The organism is Nostoc sp. CALU 546 (assembly GCF_048836525.1).
The window spans coordinates 57,676-77,876 of sequence record NZ_JAWJTF010000026.1 but is presented as its reverse complement, the minus strand read 5'-3'; the positions used below and the strand labels follow the sequence as shown (position 1 = coordinate 77,876).

21 protein-coding genes are annotated in these 20,201 nt (G+C 39.1%); 16 read left to right on the top strand and 5 right to left on the bottom strand.

Annotated features, from left to right (window positions below):
* Positions 1-22: 22 nt before the first annotated feature.
* Positions 23-1,003 carry an aldo/keto reductase gene (locus tag RRG12_RS15515; protein ID WP_069070349.1) on the top strand — a complete coding sequence of 327 codons (981 nt, stop codon included), beginning with the start codon at positions 23-25 and terminating at the stop codon, positions 1,001-1,003.
* 949 nt (positions 1,004-1,952) lie between these two features.
* On the opposite strand, the gene RRG12_RS15510 is transcribed toward RRG12_RS15515, so the two are convergent.
* Positions 1,953-3,554 (bottom strand): B12-binding domain-containing radical SAM protein, encoded by a 1,602-nt coding sequence (locus tag RRG12_RS15510; protein ID WP_420759911.1) that lies wholly within the window; start codon positions 3,552-3,554, stop codon positions 1,953-1,955.
* A 603-nt stretch (positions 3,555-4,157) separates the two neighbouring features.
* On the opposite strand from RRG12_RS15510, the gene RRG12_RS15505 reads away from it, so the two are divergent.
* Positions 4,158-6,410, top strand: coding sequence for an FdhF/YdeP family oxidoreductase (locus tag RRG12_RS15505; RefSeq protein ID WP_420759910.1), 2,253 nt, complete (start codon positions 4,158-4,160; stop codon positions 6,408-6,410).
* Between the two features lie 144 nt (positions 6,411-6,554).
* On the opposite strand, the gene RRG12_RS15500 is transcribed toward RRG12_RS15505, so the two are convergent.
* Positions 6,555-7,310 (bottom strand): TspO/MBR family protein, encoded by a 756-nt coding sequence (locus tag RRG12_RS15500; protein ID WP_420759909.1) that lies wholly within the window; start codon positions 7,308-7,310, stop codon positions 6,555-6,557.
* Positions 7,311-7,466: 156 nt separating this feature from the next.
* On the opposite strand from RRG12_RS15500, the gene RRG12_RS15495 reads away from it, so the two are divergent.
* Positions 7,467-8,084 carry a hypothetical protein gene (locus tag RRG12_RS15495; RefSeq protein ID WP_420759908.1) on the top strand — a complete coding sequence of 206 codons (618 nt, stop codon included), beginning with the start codon at positions 7,467-7,469 and terminating at the stop codon, positions 8,082-8,084.
* Between the two features lie 345 nt (positions 8,085-8,429).
* On the opposite strand, the gene RRG12_RS15490 is transcribed toward RRG12_RS15495, so the two are convergent.
* Positions 8,430-8,744: a helix-turn-helix domain-containing protein gene (locus RRG12_RS15490; protein WP_420759907.1), complete on the bottom strand. Its 315-nt coding sequence runs from the start codon at positions 8,742-8,744 to the stop codon at positions 8,430-8,432.
* Positions 8,745-8,960: 216 nt separating this feature from the next.
* Here RRG12_RS15490 and RRG12_RS15485 point away from each other — a divergent pair, with 216 nt between their 5' ends.
* From RRG12_RS15485 to RRG12_RS15430, 12 genes are all read left to right on the top strand, one after another.
* Positions 8,961-9,131 (top strand): hypothetical protein, encoded by a 171-nt coding sequence (locus tag RRG12_RS15485; protein ID WP_420759906.1) that lies wholly within the window; start codon positions 8,961-8,963, stop codon positions 9,129-9,131.
* 480 nt (positions 9,132-9,611) lie between these two features.
* Positions 9,612-9,848, top strand: coding sequence for a ChpI protein (locus RRG12_RS15480; protein WP_420759905.1), 237 nt, complete (start codon positions 9,612-9,614; stop codon positions 9,846-9,848).
* Positions 9,848-10,186, top strand: a complete 339-nt coding sequence (locus RRG12_RS15475; protein WP_420759904.1) for a type II toxin-antitoxin system PemK/MazF family toxin — start codon at positions 9,848-9,850, stop codon at positions 10,184-10,186. The genes RRG12_RS15480 and RRG12_RS15475 overlap by 1 nt, the downstream gene beginning before the upstream one ends.
* Positions 10,187-10,231: 45 nt before the next feature.
* On the top strand, positions 10,232-10,723 hold the full coding sequence (locus tag RRG12_RS15470) for an Mpo1-like protein (RefSeq protein WP_420759903.1): 492 nt from the start codon (positions 10,232-10,234) through the stop codon (positions 10,721-10,723).
* Positions 10,707-11,711: a Rieske 2Fe-2S domain-containing protein gene (locus tag RRG12_RS15465; protein ID WP_420759902.1), complete on the top strand. Its 1,005-nt coding sequence runs from the start codon at positions 10,707-10,709 to the stop codon at positions 11,709-11,711. Before RRG12_RS15470 ends, RRG12_RS15465 begins: the two co-directional genes overlap by 17 nt.
* Positions 11,712-11,974: 263 nt before the next feature.
* Positions 11,975-12,715, top strand: coding sequence for a hypothetical protein (locus RRG12_RS15460; RefSeq protein ID WP_420759901.1), 741 nt, complete (start codon positions 11,975-11,977; stop codon positions 12,713-12,715).
* Between the two features lie 5 nt (positions 12,716-12,720).
* Positions 12,721-13,806 carry a Rieske 2Fe-2S domain-containing protein gene (locus RRG12_RS15455; protein ID WP_420759900.1) on the top strand — a complete coding sequence of 362 codons (1,086 nt, stop codon included), beginning with the start codon at positions 12,721-12,723 and terminating at the stop codon, positions 13,804-13,806.
* 195 nt (positions 13,807-14,001) lie between these two features.
* Positions 14,002-14,907 carry a ferritin-like domain-containing protein gene (locus RRG12_RS15450; RefSeq protein ID WP_420759899.1) on the top strand — a complete coding sequence of 302 codons (906 nt, stop codon included), beginning with the start codon at positions 14,002-14,004 and terminating at the stop codon, positions 14,905-14,907.
* Between the two features lie 39 nt (positions 14,908-14,946).
* On the top strand, positions 14,947-16,152 hold the full coding sequence (locus RRG12_RS15445; RefSeq protein ID WP_420759898.1) for a P-aminobenzoate N-oxygenase AurF: 1,206 nt from the start codon (positions 14,947-14,949) through the stop codon (positions 16,150-16,152).
* A gap of 18 nt (positions 16,153-16,170) precedes the next feature.
* Positions 16,171-16,455, top strand: coding sequence for a 2Fe-2S iron-sulfur cluster binding domain-containing protein (locus RRG12_RS15440; protein WP_069070364.1), 285 nt, complete (start codon positions 16,171-16,173; stop codon positions 16,453-16,455).
* 32 nt (positions 16,456-16,487) lie between these two features.
* Positions 16,488-16,880 (top strand): deaminase domain-containing protein, encoded by a 393-nt coding sequence (locus RRG12_RS15435; RefSeq protein WP_069070365.1) that lies wholly within the window; start codon positions 16,488-16,490, stop codon positions 16,878-16,880.
* Positions 16,881-16,894: 14 nt separating this feature from the next.
* On the top strand, positions 16,895-17,359 hold the full coding sequence (locus tag RRG12_RS15430; protein ID WP_069070366.1) for an SMI1/KNR4 family protein: 465 nt from the start codon (positions 16,895-16,897) through the stop codon (positions 17,357-17,359).
* Between the two features lie 96 nt (positions 17,360-17,455).
* Here RRG12_RS15430 and RRG12_RS15425 read toward each other — a convergent pair whose 3' ends face one another.
* Both RRG12_RS15425 and RRG12_RS15420 read right to left on the bottom strand, forming a co-directional pair.
* Positions 17,456-18,742, bottom strand: coding sequence for a PIN domain-containing protein (locus tag RRG12_RS15425; protein ID WP_069070367.1), 1,287 nt, complete (start codon positions 18,740-18,742; stop codon positions 17,456-17,458).
* 84 nt (positions 18,743-18,826) lie between these two features.
* Positions 18,827-19,003, bottom strand: a complete 177-nt coding sequence (locus tag RRG12_RS15420; protein WP_176727003.1) for a hypothetical protein — start codon at positions 19,001-19,003, stop codon at positions 18,827-18,829.
* Between the two features lie 128 nt (positions 19,004-19,131).
* On the opposite strand from RRG12_RS15420, the gene RRG12_RS15415 reads away from it, so the two are divergent.
* Entirely contained in the window at positions 19,132-20,154 is a 1,023-nt protein-coding gene (locus RRG12_RS15415; RefSeq protein ID WP_420759897.1) for a Rieske 2Fe-2S domain-containing protein, read from the top strand.
* The last annotated feature ends 47 nt before the right edge of the window (positions 20,155-20,201 follow it).

Sequence of the window (20,201 nt, the reverse complement as noted above, 5' to 3'; positions counted from 1 at the left end):
AGGCAATCTACACAGAGCAAAAATGCAGACTCTCCAAAAACTCTTCCTCCCAAGCATGGGCTGTGGGACTTGGGCCTGGGGCAATCAACTGCTTTGGGGATATGACGAAAGCATGGATGACCAATTGCAAGCCGTCTTTAACCTTTGTGTAAGCAACGGTGTAACTTTATTTGATACAGGTGATTCCTATGGAACTGGGAGATTGAATGGTCGCAGTGAGTTACTGCTGGGACGATTCAACCGAGAATATGTAGGTTCAGACAAAGACAATATTTGTATTGCTACTAAGCTTGCTGCTTACCCGTGGAGATGGACACGCCAATCAATGGTAAGGGCTTGTAAGTCATCTGCTCAACGCCTGGGAAGAAATGTTGATTTGGTACAGATGCACTGGTCTACAGCGAATTATGCCCCTTGGCAAGAAGAAGGGCTGTTAGATGGTCTTGCCGATGTATATGAGCAAGGACTGGTCAAGGGAGTGGGACTATCCAATTATGGGCCGAAACGACTTAGGAAAGTGCAGAAAAAGTTTGCTGAACGAGGCGTTCCGATTGCAACTTTGCAAGTTCAATACTCTTTGTTGTCTACATATCCTGTCACTCAACTCAAGCTCAAAGACCTTTGTGATGAGTTGGGAATTAAATTGATTGCCTACAGCCCTCTCGCTTTGGGAATACTAACAGGAAAATACTCTGAGCAAGGCCCTTTGCCCAAAGGCATCCGAGGTCTGCTATTTAGACAGATATTACCAGGAATGCGATCGCTGTTGGGATGTTTGCGAGAGGTGGCACAGTCTAGAAACAAAACCATGTCACAGGTAGCAATTAATTGGTGCATCTCTAAAGGAACCATTCCCATCCCTGGAGCCAAGAGCGTTGAACAAGCGAGGGAGAATCTTGGTGCGTTGGGTTGGCAATTAGATGCCAGTGAGATTGCAGAGTTGGATAGTGCAGCGGCAAATGCCGACAAAAAAATGGTACAAAATATCTTTCAAACTAAGTAAAATCTCAATATTTCTCAATTTAAATATCACATTGCAAAACCTGGTTTAAATCCGAGAATAAAAAGACTTGGATTTTCCATCAATTCCGACATAAATCTCTTAATTATGTCTGAGTTATTAGTGATATAAATTACTATTTTTAGCTGAAAGTATAGCGCTTTTATTCATTTTTTTGTTAAAAATAGCTTTTTATCGACTAGCTACGGAATTAAAACTACGTAGAATTTGTTTTTAGATAACATCTAAAAAAGACTTAAATCAAGGAGTTATGTCCTAACATTTAGTGTGTGGAACTTGATTTTTAACGTTGACTAAGAAAGAATGAATATTGAGTCTAACATCTTGTAGACACTCTTGGTGACAACTTAACCTTATCCAATGTCCACAGTCCGCGAAAGCGGACTTTTTTTATATATTAGCTGAGAGCTATTAATCAAACTGATTAGCTCGTTATTGAGAAGTGAATTAATTACTTGAATATGAAATTTAGAAAATATAAGAGCCTATTTATCGAACAGAATTCAGGAGTCAGGAGTCAGAATTCAGCAATGTTTTCTGTATGACTGGCGGTGCTTCGTAGCGTTAGCGAGTCTTGTCTACGACACGCTACGCGAACGAGCGTCTGAATGACCGGGTTTAAGACCCCCACCAAATCTACGATTTGGTGGTTTTCAATCAGTCGCGGGTCTGAATCCCCGACTGATTTATTCTGACTCCTGAATTCTGAATTCTGAATTCTGAATTCTGAATTCTGAATTCTGAATTCTGAATTCTTCTTCAAAAAGTAAATATTAAGTAGGGGCGTGAAAGCCTAAAATGTTTCAATAGATTTTTGAGAAAATTGAGATAAATCAATGTTTTCTGCTTTTTTTCTAATGCACGACTTTAGCTTTGCCACGCCAGTAGGGTGTGTTACGGCTGTGTGGAATTTTAAGAACTGCTGTCTGAGTTATTTTGTAACGCTTCCTAACACTTCCATGACTTCTGCTTCCGGTTTTACTCTAGCTTCTGCTTCCAGAAATTCAGCTACTTGAGCCTCAATTTCATCCCGAACAATTTGGCGATATTCCAAGAAATGCTCAATTTGGGCACAAACAGCTAAGTAGCTACTCATCCCACCTCGATTATGCTGATACATGTTCCACAAGTTGCGCCAGAATTGCCAGCGCGTCTGACGAAGTAGACCTTGACGCCAACAAATCACCAGCAACGCTCGGAGTACTTTCCAGTTCAATGGTTTTTTGGCACCTTTGCCCTTTTTCGGGTAGGTTGCTTCGCCCAAAAGACGGAAGTGTTTGTATGTGCGCTCTAAAAACCGTTCTGGCTCATACAAATCACAGAAGGCTTGCACATATTCACGAGCGATGTCTTCTAACGGTCGAGTTGGTACAAAGTTCATCAACGTGGTTTGGTTGATGTTGGCTGATTTATTGCGGAGTCGTCCTTCTTTTTCTAATCTATGCCAGAGGGCTGTATCTGGAAGTGCTTGCAACATACTAAACAAGGCTGTGGGAATTGCTGTCTGCTCGACAAATTTGACAATTCGTGCGCCTGCACCTGCTTTTTCGCCATCAAACCCAATAATAAAACCTGCCATGACTCGCAGTCCTGAGCGGGTAATCTTATTCACCGCCTCACTGAGTGAGTCTCGCGTATTCTGGTATTTCTGAGTAAAAGTGAGACTTTCTTCGTCGGGGGTTTCAATTCCCAGAAAAACGGCTCCAAAATTACACGCTACCATCAAGTCCATCAGTTCTTGATCTTGGGCTAAATCAACTGAAGCCTCTGTAGCAAAGGAAAAGGGATAGTTATGTTCCACCATCCAGGGCAAAAGGGACTTCAAAAATAATTTGACATTCCGCTTATTGCCGATGAAGTTGTCATCCACCATAAAAATACTACGCCGCCAACCCAGTTGATAGAGGTAATCAAGTTCTGCTAATATTTGTTCTGGGTTTTTAGTGCGGGGTTTGCGACCGTACAGCACAATAATGTCGCAGAATTCACATTGAAAAGGACATCCGCGCGAAAATTGCACTGACATCTCCGCGTATGCTTCAAACTCTAGCAAGTCAAAGCGAGGAGTTGGAGTGTTGGTGACATCTGGTTTTTCACCGTCAGAGCGAAAGATACCTGTGCGATCGCCCCGTGCGATCGCTGCTACAAATAAAGGTAGGGTGATTTCCCCTTCGTCTAATATCAAGTAGTCTGCTCCGGCGGATGTCATTTCATTTGGTAGAGCTGTCGGGAAGGGGCCACCCACAGCGACTTGTTTACCTCTCTGCTTTGCTTCCAATATTTGAGAGAGCAAATCCTCTTTTTGCACAATCATCGCCGACATAATAACCAAATCTGCCCAAGCCCATTCTGCCTCTGTACAGACACGAACATTACGATCTACTAGCTTGAAATTCCATTCCTGGGGTAAAATCGCCGCTACAGTCACCAAGCCTAAAGGCGGTAGCATTGCTTTGCGGTCTAATAAAGCCAGAGTCTTTTCAAAAGACCAAAAACTTTTTGGAAAACGGGGGTATAGAAGTAAAACGTTCATATGTGATGCTTATAAACCTTGATTTTTGTTACTGGTTTACTTCATATAAAACTAAACCAGTCATCAGAACACATTTAGAGGAGCTTCTGTATCCAGTAGCTATAATCTCTACTATGACTTATTTAGTCAGCACTCAGCACTGAGTCTGGTAAAGGATTTCGCCGGAAATAACAGGACTTGTGTCACGCTTCTTGTATCCTGCCTCCTTCAAGACTTGGCAAATTGGCTATTTTGAGAAAATTAACTGTGTTATTTTCAATACTATACAAGGTGTATTTGCACTTTCAAGCTATTTAGACGGGCTGCAACCCGTCTTTATTTATGAAGAAGGGGAAGGGGGAAAGGGGAATGGGGAAAGGTAAAAACCTCGCCCGAAGTAAAGCGAAATAATCCAAATTTTATGGGGAAGGTAAAAAGCGAGACCAATTGTGGGCGACAATCATCATCCCTTTCCCCTTTCCCCTTTAACCTTTTCCCTTTTATTGCGATCGCAGATATCTATACATAGAGATACGTCTCTCCAATCCTCTACTTCTTTCCTCCTGCCTTCTGCCTCCTTTGTAATAATAATAGTTAGTTAAACAAGCAGAGATGTAGCTAAGTATGGATAACTTCCCTCAAACCAATTCTAGCTACCCTGTTGGGGGTGGTTTACCTGTGATTCAATATTGGGCAGAAAAAACTCTCTCACCACAAGGATTAAAATTATGGCAAACTCTCAATCATAAAAGTGCGTGTTTATCCTGTGCTTGGGGTACGGGTGGGCAAAAAGGGGGGTTTGTTAATGAAGCGGGAGAATATTTACAACGCTGTGCTAAAAGTGTAGAAGCGATCGCTGCGGAATTGCAACCAGGAATTAAACAAGATTTTTTCTCAGCAAATAGCATCAGTGAATTACAAAAACTGACTTCTCAAGAATGCGATCGCTTGGGTAGATTAAGTTATCCTCTCATTCTCAGATCAGGTTCATCCTATTATCAACGTATAAGCTGGGAAGAAGTTTATGACATCGCGACACAAGCCTTTAATTTACCACCAGCACGAATTGCTAGTTATAGTTCTGGACGTTCATCTAATGAAGCTGCCTATTTACTACAATTATTAGTGCGATCGCTAGGTAGTAATAATCTAGCAGACTGTTCAGATTTGTGTCACGCACCCTCAACAGTGGGGTTAAAAAAAGTTTTCGGCTCAGGTACATCAATGGTAAGCTTAGAGAGCCTGGAACATAGTGATTGTATCGTTTTAATTGGTTCCAACGCACCTGCAAATCATCCCCGATTGATGAACGAATTGATAAAATTGCGGGAAAGAGGCGGGAAAGTAATTATTATTAATCCCCAAATTGAAATAGGTTTAGTTAAATTTGCATCTCCTGCATTTCCCATCAAATCTTTACTCACAGGAGGTTCAGATATATCTTCTTTATATTTACAACCAATTCCTGGTAGTGATGTTGCATTATTTGTAGGTTTGCAAAAATCCCTAATTGAACAGAACTTGATTAAAACAGAATATCTACAATCTTATACACAAGATTGGCAAAAAGTTATAGATTACGCTAACAATACATCGTGGGATGATATCACTAATACCTGTGGTTTATCCCAAGAAGAAATCACAGCAACAGCTTATATAATTGGAAAATCAGCGCGTGTAATTTTTGCCTGGGCAATGGGGATAACTCAACATGCTAACGGTGTAGATAATGTTTTTAGTATTGCTAATACAGCATTAATTACAGGGAACGCTGGTAAAATTGGTGCTGGAACAATGCCCATTCGAGGACATTCCAATGTGCAAGGATTTGGTTCAATGGGTGTCACTATAAACTTGCGGGAAGAAATCAAACAAGCACTATCTGAACTATTAGGAAAACCTCTCAATGAAACTCCTGGCTATCATACCCGTGACTTAATAACAGCGGCAGAATTAGGAAAGATAGATACACTATTTTGTTTAGGGGGAAATTTATATGCAGCTAATCCAGACTTACAGCAAGCAAAACAAGCATTGTCGCAAATAGAAACCATTTTTTATGTATCTACTAAACCGAACTTAGGACACTTTCACGGATTAGCCAAACAGCAAACTTTAATACTACCTGTCTTCAACCGCTTTGAAAATCCTCATAAAACAACAACTGAATCAGGTAATAACTTTGTACGGTTAAATAACGAAGGTAAAAGTCATTTACAAGCACCTGATGCTGATCTGATTTCAGAAATAGAATTAATTACAGAAATTGCTCATCGGTTACATGGTAAAACACCGATAGATTGGCGGAAGCTGCAAGATACAGTTTATGTAAGAAAATTAATTGCTAAAACCATTCCTGGCTATGAAAAAGTTGGCATAATTGACCAAGACAAACAGGAATTTATCATTGAAGGACGGATTTTAGATGAACCTAAATTTCCTACCTCTGATGGCAAAGCACAGATGTTTGTCACACCTTTACCACAATTATCGCTACCTTCTAAACAAACATTTGGTGTGACAGAAAATCAGCCAGGAATTGTGGTAATTTTAGGAACAGGACGCAGTTATGGTCAACATAATACTGTAGTTTATCGCAATGAAGATAAATATCGAGGAATGCCCCATCGTCACTGTATTTTAATGAATTCTCTAGATGTAAAAAAAGCGGGATTCCATGAACATCAGCGAATAAGAGTGAAAGGAGATAGGGGAGAATTAGACAATATTGAAATTATTTGTGGAGCAATCCTTGAAGGTGTAGCTTTTATGTTTTATCCTGAAGCTAATATTTTATTTCAAGCAAAAATTGACCCGCAAAGTAGCACACCTGCTTATAAAAGAGTTCCGGTTTGTGTTTATAAATCCCCGATCTGACTTTTACAATTATGTCTTATATTTAAAAATTTAAAAAACGGTAGATTGCTAATTGTTCTACCGTTTTTTATGTATGTTTTATGTGGTACTCAAAAGTCAAGTGATATTTTTGCTTGCTTTCATATGAAAGTGAATTTTGAGTATTTATTTTTCCACAGGTGTTAGTTTTAAAGGATACAATGGCTCAGATCCATTTAATTGCCAAATTCTAAATACCAATACAGCTGCTACAGTTAGCCATACACAAGAAAATGATAAAGTCATTCCCGCTAAAGGATTAGTTTGCCAATAAATTGCCGTCACCACTACAGCAGATAACCAAGGGCCTAAAATAACCACAGGAACAGCAGCACCTAATCTCCGTTCTACAGTAAAAATCGTATTCCAAGTATCCCCCAAAGCCAGATGCACCACAAACAAAATTAAAGGCAACACAAAAAACTGGTGATTCATTTGCTGCCAAACTAATACAGAAGAAATTACCCGTAAAACGGCAATTATCATCCAAACTATGGGAAATACTAAAGGTGGAGGCGACCATCTTGGTCTGATCACCTGGTCATAAGTCTGACGAGAACGGGTATTATCTAAAAGAGAAAAAATTCGTGATCGGATACTTAATAGAGCAAAAAATAATCCGGTTAATAAAGTACTAAACCAATTGGGAAAAGAAGAATTGGTATCAATCAACATTACTATTTTTTCTATTCCCAGCAACACGAGAAGCATGACTACTATTTGTAAGATAGTCCCTAGTGTATAAACTAAAACTGCTCTAACATCTAGTTCTTGTGTAGTAGCTATTGATGTATTTGGAGACTGTTGTTGATTAAGAGTTTTTACCCCCATCACTGCATTGACAAATTGTTCAACTATTCCACTATTATTGGATTTATTCATAATTAAGAGATTGTACTTAGCTTGCAATTAGTAGTAATAAGTCATTATATGATAGTCTAATGGTTCAAAATAATTTTTATAGTATCTTTTAATATCAGAGTTTATAAGTTGCAAATCTAATGTACAGTCTTTCGTAAGTGATATTGAGGAAAAAACGTGGAATTTCAGAAGTTATTGTATATTTTTACTCTAGTAAAGATTGCTACGTTCGCTCTGAGTGTACCTGTATTTGCTCAAATCACACAGACTCCCTCCAATTCTTCACAATCGAGTTGTCGTGCAACTAAAGTAGATACTCCAATTTTCAAAGAACCTTCAACATCATCCAACGCTATCAGAATATTGTCGGCAAAAACAAAGATTGCTTTGGCATATATACCAGCTAGTGGAGATAGATTTGTCAGAATTCAATCTCCGACTTCAGGGTTTATTCAAACTGCTGTGCTGAGATTTTGTCAGACGAATAACAACGCTCAAAACCTGTCGAGTAAACCTACTATTGGCAGTGAATGCCGGCAACTTGTACAACCTCAAACTCTACGTCTCCAACCAAGTACAAAAGGAGCCTATATTGCAACACTTTCTCCAAACACAATTGTGTTTGTGAACTTGCTTACAGGTAATGTAGTTAAGTCATACAAAGCTGAAAATTACATCTGGGTTGAAATCGACCTTGCCAGAAGTTTCCCTGGAGAGTTATCCGGTAATGGTTGGATAGCCAATACTGACTTGGTAAATACTCCTGGATTAAGCAGTCTGACTTATTGTAGTTAGTAGTCAAACACCTTGATTTTCCTCATCGTAGTGGTGCAGCCAATGTTGCTGATTATAAGCTAATGGGTAAACCAGCAACACGAGAAAACTGTATTAATTTCTGGCAGGATAAAAGCTTTTGCTTACTTATTAGGGTTGTAGACAAGGATAAGTGCCAGTGCGTTGGTGCAACCCGCCGTAGGCATCTCTGTTATTGTAGACTACGTTAACGAAATATAATCCACTATTTTTATGAGAGCGATGCCTAGGGTGGATAAAGTGCGTAGGCGTAGCCCGTCGTAGACATCGCTGATTAGAAACGTTAACCGACGAAATATGAACAACGAGTTTAGCATTGAATTGCTTTTACCCCACACCTGCAATCACCTGCCCAATATCTTGAGGGGTTGCACCTGTTGCTAACATTGCCCGGATCAACAATTCAATTGATACTGAATCATCGCCATTTTCAGCTTTAGCAATGCGAGGTTGGCTAGAACTAATCTTAGCAGCGAGTTCACTTTGAGTCATCAGTTTTTGCCGACGCTCCTTCAAGTTTTGGCTGAGAGCTAGCTTAATTTCAACCAAGATAGTTTCTTCGGGCGTTAACTCCAAAAAATCTGAAACTGTGCCAATTTTCCAGCCTTTAGATTCCAAACGTTCTCTCTTTGCTTGATCCATTACATTACTCCTGTTGATCGTTATCGTATTTGTTCAGACGGTTTTTGCAAATCTCAATTACCTTTTTGGATGTTGTTCTCGTTGTTTTATTATCGATATAATATACCGATTAAAGGGAACTTTATGCTTAGAGCGATACCTACAGTGATCGCACTCTTCGCACTAAACGGATATAGCTTTACTTGATCCCAATACTTGAGATAAGGTGAAATACTTGTGAATTCAATAGTCCTAGAACTACAAAGAGATGCCCTCAACCCTTCTATTTCTGTCCTAATTCTTCTCCGTAAGCTTATGTTAACGATGAAACTACTCCAAGTTTCAAGCGTTGTGTCGCTGGTGCGCTCCAAGCAAGTGGTGAAACAGCAATTGACGAGTTTATCTTAGAGAATAAGTATCTTAAAGTTGTCAAAGCGGCTATCAAGGGTTGGTTGCAGCCAGGTAGTTGAGTGCGATCGCTTTTCGTCTACGCTACGTTAACGAAACATAACGCATCATTTTGATGAGAGTAATACCTACGGCGGGTGGAGCGATCGCTTTATTCAGCAATTGTGCCTCACAGATAATCACTTCTCAATAACTTGTAAAATTTAAACAGCGAATAATTCCTCTATTCTTATGAATGTAAAACTTCAGACCGACGAAGATAAGCTCCAGGCAAGCACGAGTATAAACATAAATAAAGAAACAGAAAACGAAAAAGTTCTATGTCCTCATTGTCAGCGCACTGCTACGAACGGTATTAAATGTAAAGGTATTTGTGTGGCTGATAATGACTATTAAGGTATAAAATCTATCGCTATTGAACCATTGCCGTCATTACAAAAAATCGGTAGCATGAAGGTATAACTAAAGTTATACCAATCTATGAAAACAGCTATTTCTATCCCCGATCCTCTCTTTGCGGCTGCTGAAGAATTTGCAAAACGCATGGGGTTATCCCGTAGTCAGCTTTATGCTGTAGCACTTCAAGAATATTTACAATCGCATAAACCGGATCAAATTACTCAACAGTTAGATGCCGTATATGCTGATGAAGACAGTAGTCTTGATCCATTGTTTGTAAAGCTACAAGCCCATACGATATCTGAGGAAAATTGGTGATGCAGCGAGGGGAAATTTGGTGGGCAGACCTGCCAACGCCTGTTGCTTCCGAACCAGGATATCGTAGACCCGTTCTGATCGTTCAGTCTGATGAGTTTAATCGTAGCCGAATTCGGACTGTGATTGCTGTTGTACTCACAACTAATCTGCGACTGGCTGAAGCTCCAGGTAACATTTTGGTGACAACAGATGAAACTGGTTTACCCCAAGACTCGGTTGTGAATGTTTCTCAGGTAATTACTGTGGATAAGTCGTTTTTGATGGAGTGGGTGGGACAGATAGGCGATCGCCTAATGGTGCTTGTTGATGAAGGTCTTCGTTTAGTGCTTGCGCTATAGGTCTTGAGTTATGCCAGCAAGATAACAAGTTGATCGAGCGGACGGTTGAGATATCTGGGTGGTGTTGATAGCGATCGGTGCGATCGCACTAAACAAGAATTAATTCTAGAAAGTTTTGACATGAATTATTATAATCCTCAACAAAAGTTAAAAAATCGGATTAATAATCAAATTCTGGATCATCCTTTTGCAGACTATTGGGATATTTTTATTCTTAAACATCAACATCCAATTAATATTACTCTACACATTCTAGGAATATTCTTTTTTTACAGTTTACTTTTTTCTACTTGGAAGTTGCAAAATTTTTGGTTGCTCTTGGGCTTACCGTTAACTCAATTGGTGGGATTAACCGGACATTTTTTATTTGAGCGTAGCCATATTGATTTACAAGATGCTGTATTTTCTTGGCGGGCTTCTTATTGTTTAGGTAAAATGTTATTTAGAATTTTGACTGGTAAATATCGAGATGATATTCGCCAACGACAAGAAATATTAAATAATTATCTATCAAATAATTATGCAAATATTCAATAATTGGAATGTAATTGCTCAGGGTTGGTATATTGCCTGTCCTAGCCATGAAATACCTAAAAAAACGGCAAAATCTGTAGAATTATGCGGTCAAAAAATTGCAATTTTTAGAGGTGAAGATGGGCAAGTACGGGCTTTGGATGCTTACTGCCCTCATTTGGGGACAGATTTAGGAATTGGGAAGGTTGACGGTAATTGGATTCGTTGTGCATTTCATCATTGGGCATTTGATGAAACAGGGATTTGTCAAAATATTCCCTGTCAATCAGAAATTCCTAACCAAGCTAAATTACAAGCTTATGCAACAGAAGAAAAGTATGGATTTATCTGGATTTATCCAGATACTAAAGCACCAGAGGGAGTGGCTGATTTTGATGATTTGAAGGGAAAAGAAATTGTTGCACAAGCTGATATTGCATTTGAAAGAAGTTGCCACCATCATATTTGTATGATGAATGGGATTGATGCTCAACATTTAAAAACAATTCATCATTTAGATATCAAAATGGATCTATCCCTACATCGCAGCGAATTAGGGACGCAAATCGACTTTACAATGCGGGGACAATTCCCCAAAACTACCTTTCGAGAAAAGTTAGGTCAAAGATTTCTTGGTTCTTCATATCAGTATTCAATGCGTTATGCTCATGGCTGCATTGGCTTGTTAACAATGATGAAAGATGTTAGGCTTTTTCCACCACTGTTTATGATATATGCTTACACTCCGATTGCACCTGGAAAAACGAGAATTCAACCGATTTATGTAACTGAAAAACGTAAAGGTATTGTGGGATATTTGCTGAGTCCGTTTTTGTTATTCTGTACTCGCTTGGCTTACTATATGCTCAGAGATGAGGATGGCAAGATTTACGACAATATTCGCTTTAATCCGAAGTTGCTTCTTAGTATCGATCGACCATTAGCTGAATATATGGAGTATGTGAACCAGCTAAAACCGTCTCGATGGTCAAAAAATAGGAGTATAGAATAGTAGCTTGGATTAGCGATCGCGTAACCCAACAAAAGTTTTGGTAATGTTGCGTTTTGTTTCTCAATCTAAATACATCTTAATTATTTTGTAGAGTGGGCGATTTCCATCAACTCTATATTGAGAAGGTGCAAGATGTGAATATAGAATTGTAGTATAAATAACCATTTTGGAATCTGTCACACCATACCGTAATTTTACTAAGTTGGTCGATAAAGTGTTAAATAAACACATCTTACCAATCAAGTTTAGGTAATTGCCGAATAATGAAGAGTTTGCTGATTCCTGTTGAAAATTTGCAACCAAGCGATCGCACCGCTATGTATGCGTTGCTGCAAAATCACTTTAAAGGTATAACCTGGGATGGGTTTCTAGTCGATTTAGAGCGCAAAAACTGGGTTTTGTTATTGAGAGATGAAACATCCAACGCACTCAAGGGATTTTCAACTTTGATGTTATGCCAAAAGACTTTTTTGGGAGAAAAAATTAGTGTAGTGTATTCTGGCGACACTATTGTTGATCCTAGTGCTTGGTCGAGTACAACACTACCACGAAGTTGGATTGCTGCCATCAATTTTCTGCGTCAAAATTATGCAGAAAATAAACTTTACTGGCTGCTAATTTGCTCTGGTTTTCGCACTTATCGTTTTCTCCCTACTTTTTGGCAAGATTTCTACCCCCGTTATGATGTCACAACACCTACTGATGTTAAGCATTTAATGGGTAATTTGGCACAGGAATATTATGGTAGCTTATATCAAGAAGCAAGTGGTATTGTCCGATTTCCGCATCCCCAAATTTTACGGGAAGGGTTGATTGAAATTCCATCAGGACGACAAACTAATCCCCATATCCAATTTTTTGAGGCAAAAAATCCCGATTATCGGTTAGGGGATGAATTAGTTTGTTTAACTGAAATTAATTATGACAATCTCACTCGTTCTGGACAACGGATGTGGAAGTCAGAATCATCTTTAAAATTTGTGCAAGATTGTGTTCTTGTTTAACTGTTATGTCATCTACTAACCCACACTTAAACTTTAATAACCCAACACAATTTATAGAGGGATGGTACTGGACATTACCATCAAAAAAATTAAAGCTTGGCAAAGTAAAAGCTATAACTTTGCTAGGTAGAAATCTGGCAATTTATCGGGGAGTTAGTGGCCAGGTAGTAGCTATAGATGCTTATTGTCCACACATGGGCGCTCATTTAGCAGAAGGTAAGGTAGAAGATGATGGAATTCGCTGCTTTTTTCATAATTGGAAGTATGATAGTCGCGGAATTTGTGTAGATGTTCCTTCTCTGGGAAAACCGCTACCTGTGTGTATTAAAACTTGGCATACGGCAGAAAAGTACGGCATGATTTGGGTTTGGGTGGGAGAAGAAAAGCCAAGTTCACTGCCTTTTGTACCAGAGTTAGAACAGGCAGATTGCGATTATATATTGGGAACTCGATTTGTCAAAAACTGTCATCCCAATGTCTTACTAATTAATGCGATTGATGCTCACCATTTCAATACAGTACACAATCTGCCCTTAGAGATTGTATTTGATTCTCAAAACCTCAACCCTAACGCTATTAGCTTCAGCAACACTACACGAGGAGGTGATGATTCTTGGTTAATTCGCCTGATTCGTCCTTTATATCGCAACGAAGTTACTTATAGTATGTGTTACTGGTATGGCAGCACTGGAACTGTGACGCTAGGCCCGGATTTTCTGCATTTCTACATTATATTTACACTGCGAATGATCGAAGGTGGGAAAACTGAAGGGCAAACAATTCTTGTGACTCCTAAGCGTTCGGGATTTTGGGGATGGGTTTTAAATCGTGGTTTGTTATGGTTAACTCAGCAAGTTGGTAATTACTTTGCTAAAGGGGATACGCAGGTATTTCAGACAATTCAGTTTGATTTGAAAACTCCTACTAAAGCAGATAAATCTATTCTGCAATTTATTCAGCACGTTAATCATCAGAAAGCTTTAACCTGGGGAACTTGGGAAAGTGTTAATCATCCAAATATTCAAACTCCATCAGAGGATGTTTGTAAAGTGTCGTATAGCACATCAAATTGTGACATTACCCCACCCTAACCCTCCCCTTGTAAAGAGGAGGGGACTAGATTTCCAGTTTCCCCCCTTTATAAGGGGACGGGACTAGATTTCCAGTTTCCCCCCTTTATAAGGGGGGATTAAGGGGGGTATTAGATGCTTTCGGTAACAAATATAGCTTTTAAAAAGTCTTCTCAAATTCTAATCATGAATTCACTTTAATTGAACAGGAAAAATATGGATTTTAAAGATAAAATTGTCGGTTTTGATCTACCACACACAGATTATGATGACCGTTTGCGACGGATATTAACAGCAGCGTTACCCAATCAGAATAATTCTGCTAATTACCCACAATTAAATTATTGGGATACGGAATTTTTCAATTTACATCAAGTGAAAGTTTTTCAACAATCTAATATTAATGAACAATCAGCTATTTTGGAACTTGCCAACCGCAGCCTGTTAGAAGAATCATATTTCATTGAAAAAGCAGGTGTTGGCTACATGGCAAAAATGGTATTGTTTGCAGAAACAGTTGAAGAGCGAATGCTTTATGGATTGTTTACGGCTGATGAAGCTAGCCACCTTCACCAAATTAGCCATTTTTTACCAGCAATGGAAGTAACTAGTACGGACGATCCGTTTTTGCGCTTATTATCAGAAGTGGTTGAAAGTGCAGATAAAACAGTTTTGTTGTTTGTGCTTCAAGTGGTTTTAGAAGGATGGGGTTTAAGCCATTATCGGCGTTTAGCAAAGGAATGCCGCTATCCAGTTTTAGCAGAACTTTTTTCCAGTTTTTTACAATCTGAATCCCGTCATCACGCCACGGGAACCACCTTGTTTAATCAAATTACTGTTTCAGCATTGAGTCAAACAACAATTCTTGATGTATTGGAACAGTTTTTGTTTATGGTACAGGTGGGACCACAAAGTGTACTTGCAGCAGTTGAACAAGTGAAAGGACATCTGACGCGATCGCAAAAAATCCAAATTCTAGAAGAACTAGATACTGAAACCCACAGTGGAACGCGATTACAAATATTGCGATCGCTCATGGGGATAAAATCAGCCCAGTCTATCCTGCAAAACTTAGAAGAACGCGGAGCCTTTGAACCACTCCTCGCCCATCAATGTGTGTAATAAATATCAATCTTATCTCTGCATGAAATAAAAACGGATATGGAAAAAACTATTCATCGCAAATTACAAATCAACCACACCCGCAACAAACAGCAAGATCATACTGCTTTAATGGATGAAGCTGTCACCAAGTTTCGCTATGAAGATTGTCAAAACGAGTATTGGAACCCAGAGGAATTTTCCCTGCTATATGGTACACCTTTATGGGAACAGTCCAGCCAACATCAGCGTATAATTTTGAACCAACTTTACTGGGTAGCTTACTACTCACAAATTGTTTCTGCTGAAATTGCCACTATCTTTTTCAATCAAACCAGTGCAGCCGGACTTTACGCTCAAGAGGATTTTCGCTTAATCTGCGATACATTAGATTTGGAATCCGCCCAAGAGCGATCGCACATTAACGCCTTCCGCACAATTGCCAAACAGGTTGAACAAGCGTTGTTTGGGGAACTGATCTTTACCTACCCCATGCGCGGCCCCTTTACAGAAACGATGGTTTATGCTGATACCAATGCTCTAAAAACTTGGTGGAAAAAAATTCAACTTCAATATTTTGGGCTAATTTCTGCAAATAATACTTTTTTGGCTTGTCAGTATTTTACAGTCCGGGGAGTGCGGACACTAAACGGCAAGTTAATACAGCACAAACTCAGCAATTATTATCAAAAACATCCCCATCCCGAAGCTGCTCCAATTCCTGCTAAAGTCTCCTATTATCACTTCATGGATGAAAGTTTTCACTTCAATAGTTCGACAATTATATCTCACGATATTGTCACTTGTCTTAAGCCACCGACTGCATTTGAGCGACTCGTGGCTAATTTAGGATTATGGGGATGTCAGCGCGATCATTTACATTTTTCGGCTGCAATCAACGGAATTTTTTGGTACGATCCGGCGCTGTATAGTAAGATTTATCGGGTGTTGCGATCGCCAATTTTTGAGATGAGTGACAAAGATGCTAAAGAAATGATGCGGCGTTGTTTTACCGAGGAGTCGGAAGGCTTGCAGCGCAGTTTTTCAACTCATCAGGAGGCGATGAAGTCTTATCAGGTGTATGTGGAAAAACTCGATTATCTTTGGCAACGTAATCGGGATATGTCACTGATGGGAACTAATTCAATTTCTCGATATTTGGCAACTCAAAGAAGGGCTTTTCAAGGCTTAAAACACCAAGAGGATTTGTTTTTAAATCACGCAGAGACACAGAGGCGCAGAGAGGAATGGAAGAGTGTTGTTTAGGTAAAATTGTTGCGTATTATGGCTGACTTCTGTAAGATATCCTTTCCAGGAAGTGATTTTATTCCGATCGCTCTGGAATGTCATCAAAGTTTGTCTGAACATCTCACGATTCAGAATTCACCTGTTTTATTTGGTTGTCGGACTGGTATTTGTGGCACTTGTTTGGTTGAGGTTATTGGTGATATTCCTCCTCCTCAACCTGATGAACAGGAGATGTTGGAGACGTTAGCAGCTAATTATCCTCATGCACGGTTAGCTTGTCAGGTTGATGTTACAGGTAATGTTGAAATTCGTAGGATTTAGATGGTGATTTAAAAACAACTAAAAGAGCAAGTATGGATTGGTTAAAGCGCGTCGCAGAAATTCGTAAAACTTGTAACGTGCCAGCACCAGCCCGAAATGTTGCTATTGCTAGAGTCTGGATAGATGAGACATTTTCCGAGCTATTCGCCTTTAGTGGTAAGCTGTTGCGAGAGGGAGCGGTTGATGTACCCACTCAACCAATGTTTAAAACCTTTGAAGTTACCGGACACCGAAGAGACTTAGACTCAGAGTACAAAATATTAGAAGCGATTGCCGAAAAATATACAAATAATAGAGAAGTAAAGGGTAAGATTGAGTTATTCACCGAAAGAGAGCCATGTGATTCGTGTGAGTATGTCATTAAGCAGTTTAGGCAAGCTTTCCCGAACATTCAGCTAAATGTACATCACGGAAACATTGCGTAAAGGAGTCGGTATAAATGTCAATTCGCAATTTACCCGAAGCACTTCAGCTTATTTTTAACGAAAATCAGCTTTCGCCATGTTCAGATTTAGAAATAATTCAATTTGAACAACAACAAGGTATTACTTTGCCCAGTAATTATAAAGACTTTCTCAAGATGATGGGGCATGGTGCAGGTAAGTTTTTGCGTGGTTCTGATTGCTTTTACAAACATTTACCGCAAATTCAAGAATGGGCTAAAGAACTTCTGGTAGAAAATGATTTTCCTGAAGCTTTGCCTGAAGATGCTTTTGTATTTTTTATGCACCAGGGTTATCAGTTTAGCTTTTTCAGGCTTTCAGAAGGTGATAACCCACCAACTTACTCATATTGCGAAGGACAGGAAGAGTCTTATTTTGTCAAAAGTCATGATACGTTTAGTGACTTTATAGCGGTGGAAATCGACCTTTATTTAAAGTCTTCAATGTCTCTAACGAGTTAGATATTTAGCACATGAAATTGACAATTATCTTTCTCTCTATCCAATATCGCACTTGTAAATTTCTCGAAATGTCGGTTTTTTTAGCGTCAACCTAACTTACTCGCTTTTATCTTCAGGTACTCGTATTTGTTCAAGTGGTTTTAGTGTGGCAGCCGAATTAGCCATTTGTAACCATGCAAGTTCTTTTAACGCATTTGAATTAGGTATTAGTGTTTGTTCGATTGCTTTTTGCATTAATAAATTAGGTATTAATGCCTGTCCAATTAATTTCTGCATATCTGAATAATTAATTTGTAACTGTGCAAGTCTTTTTAGCGCGTCTGAATTAGGGATTAGTGCCTGTCCAATTAATTTCTGCACATCTGAATAATTAATTTGTAAGTGTGTAAGTCTTTTTAGCGCATCCGAATTAGGTATTAGTGTCTCTTCAATTGCTTGCTCAATAACCTTATCATTTTGTTCATCAATCAAGTCAGTATCAGCAATTGCATTTGTTTCTTCGATTGATCTTAGATCAATCTCAACCATCAATTCCTTTTTAGCCATTTCAAGAAACCGTTGAGTTCGATACATCCAAAAAGGCTGTTTCACATATTCCTGAAATTCGCGTCTTAGTTCTATATGTGGAGCAACTATTTCTCCATTTTTCTTTATCCACCAGTCTGGCTTTTTCTCTCCTGTGACAAAAACAATTGGTAAAGACTCTCTTTTAGCAAAATCTAATATTTGTTTCCAAAGAATGAAGTCTCCATATTTCCGTTCATCTGCTTTGTCTTTACCATCCGAAAAACCAGGAGGTTGTGATTTTTTGTACCTATCGTCAGCTTCTTTATACAGGATCTGCAAACTTTGCTCATCGTAGGGTTCTCCCACTTTTGAATCAAATATTGAGAGAAGATGTTCCAAAATTCTGTCATTGTCTGAATCAAACGGAAAATGAGCATTGGCAAGCTCATTTATCTTTTCTCGAAAAACCTTCTCTACCTCATCCACTGCATCAAGATAATTTTTTTGCTTATCAAATAAATTCTCCACTTCAGCAGCTACAATCTTTCCTGCTTGGTTAAGATGACCTCGGAGACTGTTAAATTTTTGTTGTTCAGATTTCCATTTTTCAAGTGCTGATAAAGCTTTCTTAAAAGATGCTGCCTCCGAGTCAATTATTTCTTCTCGCTGTCTCAAAAACTCGTCAGCTACTTGATAAGGCAACCAAATTCTATTTTGAAGATGTTCCAGTATTTTAAGAAAATCCTCTACGGTAAGACGCGATACCCGATATAAATCAAGGAGAAAATTTGTATCAAAGACAAAAGTGGCATTTTTCCACAGCTTTGAAAAATCAGCCTCAGATGGAGAAAGTCTCCAGGAAAATAAGTTTCTCATGTACAAAGGATTAGATTAGGAATTTTAATATTATTCAATGTCAAAAGCTGAATATCTTGCATCAGTAGATTCACTTAAAGGTAATTAAATTATGTGGCTTGATATTTCTGTACCTTTTGCAATCCCTCGCAGTCGGGACAAGTTACCCTTTTTCAATTCAGAACTAGTTTCTTGCTGTAGCGATTCCAAAAGGATTTGTACTAATGTCCAGCCGCTAATTGGTAACTCTAATACCTGCTTTTGCAATTGTTGTAATGTCACGCTCGTTTTCCCATCTCAGGTTATCTCATTCTTAATTGTAAATTAGCTCTTTTGGAATTCGATATATACAGCAATGCAGTTCTATTCAAGACATTGCCATAATTTAAATACGATCGCTCCCACCCACCATGCAATTTGCAGATTTCTGGTACATTGTCGCACTCAGCGAACAGTTACAACCTAACAAGGTATTACCACGCACCGTTTTAGGAGAATGGTTAGCGATATTTCGCGGTGAAGATGGACAAGCCGTAGCTTTGCGCGATCGCTGTTTACACCGCAATAGCCGTCTATCATCAGGTAAAATCTGTGATGGTGCTTTACAATGTCCCTATCATGGTTGGGTATATGACGGCGTTGGAAACGTGATTGCTGTTCCAGCCGAAGGAGATGATTTCAAACCTTCCCCACAGCGTCGAGCCAAGTGTTACGCTACCAAAGAACAGGATGGCTATGTTTATGTGCGGTTAGCCGATACCCCAAGTGTTGATCTTGAACCCTTTTCTATGCCTCACTACGGACAAACAGGATGGGAGACGGTGCGGGTAATTAACCGTTTTGCTAACAATGTTACTAATTGTGCGGAGAACTTTATTGATATTCCCCATACGGCTTTTGTTCATCCTGGTGTTTTCCGTACTTCTCGCCAACAAAAGTTAGAGATGACTGTTGAACGGTGGAATGGTTCGGTTTTGGTGGAGTATCGCAACGAAAATAGTAATTTGGGATGGTACAGCCGTTTTCTGAATTTGCAGAATGCAGAGATTAAACATAGCGATCGCTTTTATATGCCAAATATTACCTCTGTAGAGTATAAAATGGCACATAATCGGTATTTATTTATTACCAGTCAATCTATTCCAGAAAATGATAATTCAACTCTGGTTTACACCGATGTTACCTACAACTATGGTATTTGGAATAAATTAGCACGTCCCTTTGTGCGGTGGACTGCTCAACATATTATCCGCCAAGACGTGGAAATTTTGGGTATTCAGGGAGAAGCGATCGCTAAATACGGGACACAATTTTATAATACGCCTGCGGACACAATTCATATATTTGTAGAGTCAATTATGGCAGCTATATCTCGTGGAGAAGATCCGCGTTTATTGCCAAATCAATCAGTAAAAGTTACATTTTGGGTTTGAAAATAATTCGTAATTACCCCCCTTAATCCCCCCTTGTAAAGGGGGGA